This window comes from Lutibacter sp., from assembly GCF_021647475.1.
In the GTDB taxonomy this organism is placed as follows: domain Bacteria; phylum Bacteroidota; class Bacteroidia; order Flavobacteriales; family Flavobacteriaceae; genus Lutibacter.
Window position 1 is genome coordinate 51,191 of sequence record NZ_JAKIUR010000008.1, and the last position, 13,172, is coordinate 64,362.

Sequence of the window (13,172 nt, forward strand, 5' to 3'; positions counted from 1 at the left end):
ATTAAATTTCTTTTCCTTCAATAAACACTTTATCAATAAAATTGTTTCCAAAAGAATATGGTAAAAAACTATAACTAGGTATAGATTGTGTAATAATAAAATTAGCCTTTTTACCTTTGCAGATACTTCCATGAGTTTTTTCAATTCCCATGGCATAAGCTCCATTTATAGTAGCAGCATTTATAGCTTCTTCAGGAATCATTTTCATTTTTATACAGGCAGTAGAAATCACAAAATTCATATTTCCAGATGGAGTAGAGCCAGGATTGTAATCTGTGGCAAGTGCTAATGGTAAACCAGCATCTATTATTTTACGTGCAGGAGTGTATGGAATACTTAAAAAATAAGAACAAGATGGTAATGCAACAGGCATTGTTTTAGAGTTTTTTAAAGCCTCAATATCTTCATCTCTCATTTCTTCTAAATGATCAACAGAAAGTGCATTAAATTTCACTCCAGCTTGTATTCCGCCAATCGCAGTAAACTGGTTTACATGTATTTTTGGTTTTAAGTTATATTTTGAAGCAGCTTCTAAAATTTTAACGGTATCAGCAACAGAAAAATATCCAGTTTCACAAAATACATCTATAAATTCAGCTAAATTTTCTTTTGCTACTTCTGGCAAAATTTCATTAATAACCATATTTATAAAACCACTTTTGTTATTTTTAAATGCTTTTGGTAAAGCATGTGCAGCCAAAAAAGTTGCTTTTATAGTAATAGGGAAATTTTCATTTAATTTTTTTATTACGTTAAGCATTTTTAATTCAGCTTCTTTAGTAAGTCCGTAACCAGATTTTATTTCAACAGCACCTGTGCCCATTTTCATAATTTCTTTAATACGGATTGCCGATTGCTCATATAAATCATTTTCAGAAGTATTTTGAAGATTTCTAGCTGAATTTAAAATCCCGCCACCATTTTTGGCTATTTCTTCATAAGTTAAACCATTTATTCTATCCACAAATTCTTGTTCTCTATTTCCAGCATAAACTATGTGTGTGTGACTATCACACCAAGTTGGCAAAATCATCTTTCCTGTTACATCAATAATCTTATCAATATTTAATTTCGGAATTTTAGCCATTTCACCAAAATCTTTAATGATATTGTTTTCAATAAGTAGGTATGCATTTTTAATAGTAGGAAGCACTTTCATTTGTTTTCCAATAATCATTTGTTTTGGAAAATCTTCAACTTGTATTAACTCTTTTATATTTGTAAATAAAACTTTCATTTTGCACTTGAATTATCTATTCAAATATACAGTTAATTTCTTAAGATTTTACGGTATAAAAACTATAACGATTTCGTGATAATAGTTACTATTTTTTGAATGATTTCTTAAGGTTTTCATGCAATATTGAATTACCTTTGTAAAAAATTAAAAAAATGAATAAAGCAATATATATTGCTACAAGTGAAGCTCATAGTGGTAAATCTTTAATAACCTTAGGTTTAATGAGAATGATGCTTGGCAAAACAGCAAAAGTTGGTTATTTTAGACCTATAATAGATGATGTAAAAAAAGGAAAAAAAGACAATCATATTAAAACGATTATTTCTTATTTTGAGTTAAATTTAAATCCAGAAGATGCCTATGGATTAACGCGTTCTGAATTTATAAATAAACGTAATGAAGGTAAAGAAGGAGAAGTTTTAGATATAATTATTGAAAAGTACAAAAAACTAGAAGAACAATATGATTTTATGCTAGTGGAAGGTACTGATTTTTCTAATGAAACGGCAGCTATTGAATTAGATGCAAATATTTTATTTGCAAAAAATTTAGGAATACCTGCAATTATAGTTTCTACTGGTATTGGCAAAACATTAGAAGAATTTATTAACGGATTACATTTGGCATACGATTCCTTTAAAGAAAAAGAAGTAGAAGTATTGGCGGTTATTGCAAATAAAGTTAAAGAAGAAAATATTGAAATTGTTAAAAAAGGAGTTGAGAAAAATTTACCTAAAAATGTTTTTGTTAATGTAATTCCATTAATTCCTTCTTTAAATAATCCAACGGTTAAAGAAATTTCCAAAGCACTTAATGCAAAAGTTTTATTTGGAAAAGAACATTTAAATAACCAAGCAGCAAGTTTTAAAGTTGGTGCAATGCAATTGCGTAATTACTTAACACATATAGAAGAAAATAGTTTAATTATTACTCCTGGTGACCGTGCTGATGTAATTTTAGGAGCGTTACAAGCAAACATATCTTCAAATTATCCATCTATTTCTGGAATTGTTTTAACAGGAGGTATTAAACTAGATGAATCCATTGTAAAATTAATTGATGGTTTAAATCAAATTGTACCTATAATTTCTGCAAAACAAGGCACTTTTGAAGCCACTAATATTGTGGGGTCTGTTAGGGCTCAAATGTATGCGAGTAATAAACGAAAAATTATTACATCATTAAATACATTTGATAAATATGTAGAATCACATAAACTTAATGAAAAATTAATTTCATTTACTAATAGTGGAATAACACCAAGAATGTTTCAATACAATTTACTCAAAAGAGCAAAACAAGTTAGAAAACATATTGTTTTACCAGAAGGAAATGATGATAGAATAATTACTGCTGCTTGCAAATTGATTGAAATGGATGTAGTTGATTTGACCATTTTAGGTGAAAAAGCTAAAATTGAAAACGCTCTTAAAAGACTTCATTTAAAAACTAATATTGATAGAATTAATATTATTAAACCTGGAGAATCTGAGTATTATCAAGATTTTGTTACTTCATTATTTGAATTAAGAAAACATAAAGGCTTAACTATGGCAATGGCAGAAGATTTAATGTGTGATGTTTCCTATTTTGGAACTATGATGGTGTATAAAGGTTTAGCTGATGGAATGGTTTCAGGTGCTGCACATACCACACAACATACTATTTTACCAGCATTGCAATTTGTTAAAACCAAGCCAGGCGTTTCAGTAGTTTCTTCTATATTTTTTATGTGTTTAGATGATAGAGTTTCTGTTTTTGGAGATTGTGCAATTAATCCAAATCCAAATGCAGAGCAATTAGCAGAAATTGCAATATCTTCTGCAAATTCAAGCGTTAATTTTGGAATTGAACCTAAAATAGCAATGCTATCCTATTCATCAGGTGCTTCTGGAAAAGGAGAAGATGTAGATAAAGTAAGAAAAGCTACAGAAATTATTAAAAAATTGAGACCAGATTTAAAAGTAGAAGGACCAATTCAATATGATGCGGCAGTTGATTTATCAGTAGGTAAAAGTAAATTACCAAATTCAGAAGTAGCAGGACATGCAAATGTTTTGATTTTCCCAGATTTAAATACGGGTAACAACACTTATAAAGCAGTACAACGTGAAACAGGTGCTTTAGCAATTGGACCAATGTTACAAGGTTTAAATAAACCCATTAACGATTTAAGTAGAGGTTGTACTATTAATGATATTTTTAACACTGTTGTTTTAACAGCAATTCAAGCACAAGGCATTTAACATAAAAACATGAAAATATTAGTAATAAATTCAGGAAGTTCATCCATTAAATATCAATTGATAAATATGCCTCAGGAAGAAGTAATTTGTTCGGGGTTGGTTGAACGAATTGGATTAAATAATGCAGAAATTCATTATAAATCATCAGAAAATAAAATTAATGAAGTTTTAGAAATTCCAACTCATGAAGTTGGACTTAAAAAAGTAGTTCAGTTTTTATTAGATGATAAAATTGGAGTAATAAAATCTACGGATGAAATTAAAACTATTGGGCACAGAGTTGTTCACGGTGGAAGCACTTTTTCAAATACAACTATAATTAATAATGAAGTTAAAGATAAAATAAAATCATTATTTTCTTTAGCACCTTTGCATAATCCTCCAAATTTAGAAGGTATCAACGTTTGTGAAAATATTTTTCCAAAAGCCACACAAGTAGCTGTTTTTGATACTGCTTTTCATCAAACAATGCCTGAAGTTGCTTATAAATATGCTATTCCTAATAAATTTTTAACAGAAGAACACATTCGTGTTTATGGTTTTCATGGAACAAGTCATAAATATGTTTCAGAAAAAGCCATTGAATATTTAGGAATACAAAATTCTAAATTAATAACCATTCATTTAGGTAATGGATGTAGTATGACAGCTATTGAAAATGGTAAAAGTATTGATCATACCCTTGGATTTGGACCAGTTACGGGCTTAATTATGGGTAGTAGAAGCGGAGACATTGACCACACAATCATTTATTATTTAGTACATAATTTAGGATATACCTTAGAAGAAGTTAATGATATGTTGCAAAAACAAAGTGGCATGTTAGGTTTAACAGGTTTTAGTGATTTACGTGATATTGAAGCAGAATCAGCTAAAGGAAATAAAGAATGTCAATTAGCCTTAGATATGAATGCTTACCGAATTAAAAAATACATTGGTTCTTATGCAGCAGCAATGAATGGTTTAGATGCTATTGTATTTACCGCAGGAATTGGAGAAAATTCTGTTTTAATTAGAGATTTAGTTTGTAAGAATATGGATTATTTAGGTATTAATTTAGATACTGAAAAGAACAATTTAGGAGCTAAAAAACTTACTGAAATTCAATCAGAAACTTCAAAAGTAAAAGTGTTAATTATTCCTACAAATGAAGAAGTAGAAATTGCTAAACAAAGCTATCAATTAGTTAAGTAATATTAATTACAAAAAAGAGAGTATCTAAAAAGTCTTGAAAACTGTCATTCTGAACTTGTTTCAGAATCTCATCTTACTGATTACCAGTTATTATAAGAACCTGAAACAAGTTCAGGTTGACGAATTTTTTACTTTTTAGATACTCTCTTTTTTAGGTTAATAAATTACAATTTATTTTAAAGAACCACACATATCTTCTGGTTTTACCCATTCATCATATTGTTCGGCGGTAACATATCCTAATCTAACAGCTTCTTCTTTTAAAGTTGTTCCATTAGCGTGTGCCGTATTTGCAATTTCTGCAGCTTTATAATAACCAATTTTTGGATTTAAAGCGGTTACTAACATTAACGAATTATTTAATAACTCATTTATTCTTTCGGTATTCACTTTAATTCCAACAGCACAATTATCGTTGAAACTAACACAAGCATCACCTAATAAACGTGCAGATTGTAAAAAATTAGCCGCCATTACAGGTTTAAATACGTTTAATTCAAAATGACCTTGAAGTCCACCAACAGTAATTGCAACATCATTACCAATTACTTGTGCAGCAACCATAGTTAATGCTTCAACTTGAGTTGGATTTACTTTTCCTGGCATAATAGAACTTCCTGGCTCATTTGCTGGTAAAATTAATTCTCCAATACCAGAACGTGGTCCTGATGCCATCATACGTATATCGTGTGCCATTTTACTAAGTGAAACGGCTAATTGTTTTAACGCTCCGTGACTTTCAACAATAGCATCGTGTGCTGCTAAGGCCTCAAATTTATTTTCGGCAGTTACAAAAGGTAAATCTGTAAATTCAGCAATTTTTTTTGCTACTAAAACATCGTATCCTTTTGGTGTGTTTAAGCCTGTTCCAACAGCTGTTCCTCCTAAAGCTAACTCAGCTAAATGAGGTAATGTGTTTTTTAAAGCTCTTAAACCGTGAGATAATTGAGATGCATAGCCAGAAAATTCTTGTCCAACAGTTAAAGGGGTAGCATCCATTAAATGTGTTCTACCAATTTTAACAACATCTTTAAATTCTTTTGATTTTGCTACAAATGTTTTTTGAAGTTTTTCAATTCCAGGAATAGTTATATCATTTAACATTTTATAACTAGCAATATGCATTCCTGTTGGAAAAGTATCGTTACTAGATTGTGATTTGTTTACATCATCATTAGGTTGAATTACTTTTTCTCCTTCACCAATTACTCTTCCAGCAAGTTCTTGAGCACGATTGGCAATAACTTCATTTACATTCATATTGCTTTGTGTACCTGAGCCTGTTTGCCAAATAACTAAAGGGAATTGATCATCTAACTTTCCCGCTAAAATTTCATCGCAAACTTTAGAAATTAAATCTCTTTTATCTTCTGGTAAAACTCCTAATTCGCAATTAGCGTGTGCAGCAGCTTTTTTTAAATAGGCAAAACCTTCAATAATTTCATGAGGCATAGATGCACTTGGACCAATTTTAAAATTGTTTTTAGATCGTTCTGTTTGAGCTCCCCAATATTTATCTGCAGGAACTTTAACTTCACCCATAGTGTCCTTTTCAATTCTGTATTTCATAATAAAATTTTATAAGATTATGTTTTAATTTATCAAATTTTTTAGTAGCGTAGTAGTGAAATTCAAAGTTACAAAAAGTGACTTTTAACTTCTTTAAAATTAGCTATTTTTTTTGATTTTATTTGTAAGAATTGTAACGAATGAAAAAAAATGAAAATTTATTGTTAAATTAAAAATAAATAGTAGTTTTGTCTTAAATAAGAACAATTAGACAATTTACTATGGACTTAGCACAATTTTCAGGATTTTTAATTTTTTTATCCATTTTCACTATGGGATTTTGGTTGATGATTTTTTTATTAACCTTTATAGTTCCTTATTGGTTAATTGGAAACATTAAAGAAATAATTAAATATAGAAAAGAAGCAAAAAAAGCGAAGTAATTTGTTTACATATATAAATAAAAAAGAGGCAATTTTTAATAATTGCCTCTTTTTTTATGCTTTAAATTGTTCTTCTTCACCGCCACCATTATAATTTCCTTGAGGTTTTGAACGTTTCTTTTTCTGATTAAATCTATACGTAAAATTTAATAATATTTGTCGCTGCCTCCATTGAAATTCTCCAGTAGTAACAGTTGTTGGCGTGTAATCTATTGATTTTCGTTTACGTGTATTTAATAAGTCGCTTACATTGAATGAAAGTGTAGCTTTATCTTTAAATAAATCTTTACTAAAAGCTAAATTTAGCATGAACATTCCTTCTCTATTTGATTGAGCAGTTTTTCTGGGACCTCTGTACATAACTCGGGTTTGCCAATCTATTTTCCCCGGTAAGGAAACTCTAGAATTAAAACGTGTAAACCAGCTAACATCATTGGCATCGTAATTTATAGTATTGTAATTTCCTTTAGTTTGATAACTATAAAAATTAAAACTATTAGATAAACGCCACCATTTAAAAGGTTTGTAATTTGCAGTAAATTCAAATCCATATCTATCTTGTGAACTTAAATTTATAGGACTTCTGACAATTACCAAAGTTGATATTCCATCAATGATTCTTGTTTCTTCCTTTTGGGCAAATTCAAAATTATTGATAGAGTGTTGATAATATATTGAGGAGTTTAAAGTGAATTTATTCCATCTTTTTAAATAGCCTAAATCTAATGAGTTGGTGTAAACAGGATCTAAGCTAATGTTTCCTTTACGTATATATGTTTTGCTGGTTCGTGTTTCAAAAGGGTTTAAAAACCAATGTCTAGGTCTTCGTAATCTTCTGTTAAAACCTAAAGTTAAGCTTTCAGTATCATTAAACTCAAAACCTAAATTAACTGTTGGAAAAAATTCAGTATAGTTTTTATTATCAATTTCATTAGTTTGAATTAAATTAATTTTTCTATCAGTGGTTTCCATTCGCAAACCTAATAAGTATGAAAATTTATTTATTTTTTTACCATATTGAGAATAAACAGCATAAATATTTTGTTCAAATTTTAACGTATTTGAAAAGTTGGTGTTATTGAAATATTGATTTGTTGTTTCATCAAAATCTTCTACTAAATAATCAGAATTTAACGTATTTAAATCAAATTTAAAACCGAATTCAAATTGTGAATCTTTACCAAAAGGTAGCACATAATCACTTTGAATTAAATAGGTGTTAGCACTTTGTATGGTAGAATTTTTTTCAGGATTGTTTATAACATTGGCAGGAAATAAATCTGTATCTGCTATATGTGCATAACTGTTTTGATCAGTGTTATCATACTGAAAATCAAAAGTTAACTTATGCCCACTTTTTTTAAAATCTTGTGTAAAGTTTAAAGCATATTCTGTGGTCTTATTATTTCCTTTATCTTTTTCAATTCTATCATTTGTTTTAGTTAATACATCTAAATTATCAAACTCATTACTTGCATTGATTGAATTAGTTAAACCATCTGATTCATTGTATAAAACTGTTCCAGTAATACTACTTTTTTTGGTTAAATAGTATTCCATACCAAACCTTGTATTAAAACTATTACGTTTTCTTTTATATAATTTATCTTCTTTTTTAGAAGATTTTTTGATATTAAAATCATCAAAATATGTGGTAAAATTATTTGAATTTCCAGGAGCATTACGATAGCTATAGCTTGTATTTGTAAAAATATTTAATTTTTTTGAACGAAAGTTAAGATTTGCTGAACCACCAAAATTATCAGGATTTCCAGCCGTAGCTGTTAAAGAGCCATTGAAACCCTTAATTTTGCCTTTTCGTAAAATAATATTTAATATTCCGGCAGTACCTTCAGCGTCATAACGTGCTGATGGGCTAGTGATTACTTCTACTTTTTGGATGGCATCTGCGGGTAATTGTTTTAAAGCTTCTGTTCCGTTTAAACCAACTAAACCAGAAGGTTTTCCATTTATTAAAATACGAACGTTATCATTTCCTCGCAAACTTACATTTCCTTCTACATCTACGTCAACCGAGGGAATATTATCTAACACATCAGATGCAGTGCCACCTTTTACAGTCATATCTTTACCAACGTTGTATATTTTTTTATCTAAGTGAATTTCAACAGTGCTTTTTTCTGCAATTATTTCAACTTCATCAAGGGCTTGAGCATCTGGTGATAAATAAATAGTTTTTAGATGAGTATCATTTATAAATGAAATATTATTTAATTTTTTTGTTTTGAAAGATATAAATTCTACAGAAACATTATAATTTCCTTTTTTTACTTCAATGGAGAAATTCCCTTTGGCATTTGTTAAGCCTCCTGTTATATTTTTACCATTTTTTGGAGTTAAAACTATGGTTGCATATTCTAATGGTTGCTTGGTTTCGTTTTCTAAAACTTTTCCTGTAACTAGAATTGTTGAATTAGAGTTTTGGTAATTTTGAGCATTACTTTGGAATGTTAATAGGATAAAAAGTATTAAACTGAATATATTTTTCATAGGTATATTTACTATTTTTCGGTGCAAATATATAGGTAATTAAAATGAAACTATGTTAACGAGTGTTAAACCTTGTTAACCTAAGTTTGATGTAAGAAAACAAGTTGTGTACGGAAAATCAATAAGCTACATCATTGTGATAATTAAGCAAATCGAAACGAGGAAGCAATCTCATTTTTATGAAAAGATTGCTTCAAATTATGACACTACGTTTATAATTTTCGCAATGACATTTTGATTTTTGTTATAAAATACTTTTTATAATTTCTGGTGGGCGACCGATAATTGCTTTTCCATTGGCAATTACAATTGGTCTTTCTATAAGCTTTGGATTTGCAACCATAGCATCAATAATCTCGTTATCTGATAAGCTTTTGCCTTTATATTCCGTTTTCCAAATAGTTTCATTTTTTCTAACTAAATCAATAGGTTTTATACCTAATAATTTTATTAATTCTGCTAGTTCTTCTTGTGTAAAAGGTTTTTCTAAATATTTTACAACTTCAAAAGGATTGTTTGAATTTTTTAATATTTCTAAGCCTTGGCGACTTTTACTGCAACGTGGATTGTGATAAATTTTCATAAATAAGTTTATTGATTGTCCGTAATTAATCATAAATGTTCGTCACCCTGAACCTACCAGCAGCAGGCGGGCTTATTTCAGGGTATCATCAATATAAATTGGTGATTAGTAAAAACTATAAGATGCTGAAACAAGCCTGCCTGCCGGTCAGGCAGGTTCAGCATGACGTATAAATATGATACAAAATGGATATGCATTAGTTTTAACAAAAATAAGCATTAAAATTTATTTTTAGTTTCTTCTGCTTTCTTATCAAAATTAATTTTTCTATCCTGTTTACGTTGGTTAAATCTATAGGTAAAGGATGCTAAAATGGTTGGGTATTTCTGTTTAATATATGCATCTGAAATATAATTGGTATCAAATCTAGTTCGTTTAGTTCTATAAGAATTAAAAATATCATCAGAAGTTATACTTATAGTTGCATTTTTACCAAGTATATCTTTACTAATAGCAAAATTAGCATAGGTATATGCTTGCCTTGTGGAAACAGGACCTTTAGAAATTAAATAATGGCTTACCTTAGTTTGAAAATTAAACCAATTTGGGATTTTAATTTGAGTTAATAAGCTAAAATCAACATTAGTGTTATTATTATTAAAATTTTGTGTAATGGTTTTGTTAGCTGTGTTTACAATTTGAAATACCCCAGATTGATTAAAATTACCTACTAATACATTTGCGGTAAAGCTAATTATCTTGTTTGGTTTATAAATGGCATTTATATTGACAGCAGCATATTTTAATTTACCTATATTAAAAGGCATTGTAATTAATTTATTAAGTCCATTTACTTGTTCGCCAGTTTCATACGTTACACTCTGTCTATAATCCTTATAAATGGTATATATTAGCGTAGGAATAATAGTTATTTTTTTACCAAAAAAAGCATATGTTAATTGAAAATTATCGACATAAATAGGGTTTAAATCTATATTTCCTTTATTACTATTAGTCTCACTTAATTTTATTTCAAAGGGTTGTAAATCATAAAAACCAGGAGGCAGGTACTTATATCCATAGTAAAAACTTAAACTTTTAGAATCTGAAAAACTATAATATAAAGTAACGTCAGGAAACAAATTGTTAAAATCTTTGTTTTGTACGGTATTTAAATATTCATAATTAGTTTTATATTTTAAAAATTCGGCTCGTAAACCAAATTGCACATATAGTTTATTCAGTTGGCTAGCTAATACAGCAGAAACGGCATTACTTTCATCTTTAAAATCTATCTTCTGGTTGGTATTGTTTTGTATATATTCAAATGGAGTATCACCAAAATTACCTTCATATCTAATTTCATAATCGGTATTTTTAGAAATGGTATTGGCATAAACTATTTTGGTATTGGTGTTTTTTAATGTGTTTTTTTGGTTATAATTTTCATCTAAAAAATTAGGGTTGGTATTGCTAAATTTATTAGTGTAATTTTCTTTATCCAAACTGTTGGAAACATATATATTTAAACTTTCACCTTCTTTATTAAAGTTATGATTAAATTCAGCAACTAGTTCTACAATTTCATCGGTAAAAGCACCATCATTAATTCTATTGTTAGTTGCGGTAAGAATATGGTTTGCATCAAATATTTCTGAAAAAGTTTTGGAACGATTGCTAGCATCAATATTTGTGTAATTTATAGAAGTGCTGAGTGTACTTTTTTTAGATAAATTAATATCTAAGCCAACGGTACTTATAAAAGTATTTGCTGGTCGTTCATTTTTGGAATTTTCATTTAAAAATGACGTTGTGTTGTTATTTACAAAATATTCATTTTTATAACTAGCAACATCAATTGGATTTCTATGAGAGTATTGGGTATTGGTATAAAAATTTAGTTTTTTAGTTTTATTATTTAAAGTTAATAAACCACCATAATAATCTTTGTAACCACCTGTTCCTGTTAAAGAAGCATTTAAACCTTCATTTTTACCTTTTTTTAGAATAATATTTATAACACCTTGCACGGTTGCACTATATTTTGCTCCAGGGCTAGTAATAACTTCTACCTTTTCAACACTTCCGGCAGGTAATGTTTTTAAAACATCCGATTTTGATAACGTAGAGGTTTGTCCATTAATGAGTACTACAACATTACTTTGTCCGTTTATTTTTATACTCCCTGATGGATCAACATCAACGGAAGGGATATTTCCTAAAACTTGGGTAATGGTGGCACCATCAGCTGAAATATCTTTACCAACATTAAATACTAGTTTATTTCTTTTAAATTCTAGGGTGCTTTTTTCTGCAACCACTTCAACTTCACTAAGCGTATTAATATCCATTTCAATTGAAATTGTTCCGATATTAATATCTCTATTAATGGTAGAAATACTTAATTTTTTAGTTTTATATGGATAAGAACCAACAGTTGCAATATAAGTTCCTTCTTCAACATCTATAGAAAACTTACCTCTTGCATTGGTAATGCCTCCGTACATTATTTTTGTTGAATCGGTACTTTTAAAAACAACAGTAATATCTTCTAATGGTCTTTTACTTGAGATGTCAATTATTTTACCAGAAACGGTATAAATAGATTTTTTTGAATTTTGGCTATAGACCAATGTAGGAACTACAAAGATAAGTAGTAAAAATACTTTTCTCATACAATCAGTTTTTTTATATTTTATAACAATTTTACGTATCAATAATTTTATTGACAAATTAATCTTCTTAACTTTGTAAAAATACAAATTATTATGAAATAACAACTATTTATACGGTTTATTTACCTGTTTATTGCTAAATATTTAAAAAATTAATAAAATCTTTAAAAAATAATTTTATAGAATTCCAACCGTTGTAATAGTTGAGCATAATTTGTATAGTGAATTCCGTTTAAATTTAATTGTTTGGCAGCAATTATATTTTCTTTATTATCATCAATAAAAATAGCCTTTTCAGGAATAATATGATATCTATTAAAAAGTGTTTTATAAATTTTGAGGTGTGGTTTTCTAGTTTTTTCTTGTCCAGAAACTACAATTCCGTCAAACTCATTAAAAAAGGGAAATAATTCTAAAGCTAACTCCCATTTTTCTGCACTCCAATTGGTTAAAGCATATATTTTGTAGCTATTAGTAGCTTTTAATTTTTTAAAAAGGGTAACATTTTCGTTTATACTACCTGAAAACATGCGATGCCATTCCTTGTAATACAACCTAATCCATTCTTCATATTTCGGAAATTCGGCTATTTTAAGATTTACAGCTTCTTCAATAGTTCTACCTTCATCTTGTTGCATATTCCAATCACTTGTACAAACCGTATTTAAAAACCATTGCATTTTTTCTTCATCATCATTAAACACTTTTCTATACACATATTTAGGGTTCCAATCTACTAAAACGCCACCTAAATCAAAAATTATAGTGTTTATTTTATTTTTCATTACCATTCATTTGAAGTTTTTTCTTGACCTTGTTGCATTAAATAGG

9 protein-coding genes are annotated in these 13,172 nt (G+C 28.6%); 3 read left to right on the forward strand and 6 right to left on the reverse strand.

Annotated features, from left to right (window positions below; translation table 11 throughout):
* Window position 1: 1 nt before the first annotated feature.
* Window positions 2-1,237 carry an imidazolonepropionase gene (hutI, locus tag L3J60_RS03345; protein WP_291974071.1) on the reverse strand — a complete coding sequence of 412 codons (1,236 nt, stop codon included), beginning with the start codon at window positions 1,235-1,237 and terminating at the stop codon, window positions 2-4.
* 155 nt (window positions 1,238-1,392) lie between these two features.
* Between hutI and pta the strand changes: the two genes are divergently transcribed.
* Complete coding sequence (gene pta / locus L3J60_RS03350; protein WP_291974072.1) at window positions 1,393-3,486, forward strand: phosphate acetyltransferase; 2,094 nt, start codon at window positions 1,393-1,395, stop codon at window positions 3,484-3,486.
* 9 nt (window positions 3,487-3,495) lie between these two features.
* Complete coding sequence (locus L3J60_RS03355) at window positions 3,496-4,680, forward strand: acetate kinase (protein WP_291974073.1); 1,185 nt, start codon at window positions 3,496-3,498, stop codon at window positions 4,678-4,680.
* 171 nt (window positions 4,681-4,851) lie between these two features.
* Here L3J60_RS03355 and fumC read toward each other — a convergent pair whose 3' ends face one another.
* On the reverse strand, window positions 4,852-6,249 hold the full coding sequence (gene fumC / locus L3J60_RS03360) for a class II fumarate hydratase (protein WP_291974074.1): 1,398 nt from the start codon (window positions 6,247-6,249) through the stop codon (window positions 4,852-4,854).
* 221 nt (window positions 6,250-6,470) lie between these two features.
* Here fumC and L3J60_RS03365 point away from each other — a divergent pair, with 221 nt between their 5' ends.
* A complete protein-coding gene (locus L3J60_RS03365) occupies window positions 6,471-6,632 on the forward strand; it encodes a hypothetical protein (RefSeq protein ID WP_291974075.1) in 162 nt (53 codons plus the stop codon).
* Window positions 6,633-6,686: 54 nt separating this feature from the next.
* On the opposite strand, the gene L3J60_RS03370 is transcribed toward L3J60_RS03365, so the two are convergent.
* The 4 genes from L3J60_RS03370 to L3J60_RS03385 form a co-directional block, all read right to left on the reverse strand.
* A complete protein-coding gene (locus L3J60_RS03370; protein ID WP_291974076.1) occupies window positions 6,687-9,143 on the reverse strand; it encodes an outer membrane beta-barrel family protein in 2,457 nt (818 codons plus the stop codon).
* Window positions 9,144-9,387: 244 nt separating this feature from the next.
* Window positions 9,388-9,726, reverse strand: coding sequence for an arsenate reductase (glutaredoxin) (gene arsC, locus L3J60_RS03375; protein WP_291974077.1), 339 nt, complete (start codon window positions 9,724-9,726; stop codon window positions 9,388-9,390).
* A gap of 218 nt (window positions 9,727-9,944) precedes the next feature.
* Complete coding sequence (locus tag L3J60_RS03380) at window positions 9,945-12,341, reverse strand: outer membrane beta-barrel protein (RefSeq protein WP_291974078.1); 2,397 nt, start codon at window positions 12,339-12,341, stop codon at window positions 9,945-9,947.
* Window positions 12,342-12,505: 164 nt separating this feature from the next.
* Window positions 12,506-13,126, reverse strand: coding sequence for an HAD family phosphatase (locus L3J60_RS03385; RefSeq protein WP_291974079.1), 621 nt, complete (start codon window positions 13,124-13,126; stop codon window positions 12,506-12,508).
* Window positions 13,127-13,172: the final 46 nt, after the last annotated feature.

Excerpts from the sequence above, each read along its gene's own strand:
- hutI (WP_291974071.1), bottom strand. The coding sequence starts at position 1,237 with ATGAAAGTTTTATTTACAAATATAAAAGAGTTAATACAAGTTGAAGAT.
- pta (WP_291974072.1), top strand. The coding sequence starts at position 1,393 with ATGAATAAAGCAATATATATTGCTACAAGTGAAGCTCATAGTGGTAAA.
- L3J60_RS03355 (WP_291974073.1), top strand. The coding sequence starts at position 3,496 with ATGAAAATATTAGTAATAAATTCAGGAAGTTCATCCATTAAATATCAA.
- fumC (WP_291974074.1), bottom strand. The coding sequence starts at position 6,249 with ATGAAATACAGAATTGAAAAGGACACTATGGGTGAAGTTAAAGTTCCT.
- L3J60_RS03365 (WP_291974075.1), top strand. The coding sequence starts at position 6,471 with ATGGACTTAGCACAATTTTCAGGATTTTTAATTTTTTTATCCATTTTC.
- L3J60_RS03370 (WP_291974076.1), bottom strand. The coding sequence starts at position 9,143 with ATGAAAAATATATTCAGTTTAATACTTTTTATCCTATTAACATTCCAA.
- arsC (WP_291974077.1), bottom strand. The coding sequence starts at position 9,726 with ATGAAAATTTATCACAATCCACGTTGCAGTAAAAGTCGCCAAGGCTTA.
- L3J60_RS03380 (WP_291974078.1), bottom strand. The coding sequence starts at position 12,341 with ATGAGAAAAGTATTTTTACTACTTATCTTTGTAGTTCCTACATTGGTC.
- L3J60_RS03385 (WP_291974079.1), bottom strand. The coding sequence starts at position 13,126 with ATGAAAAATAAAATAAACACTATAATTTTTGATTTAGGTGGCGTTTTA.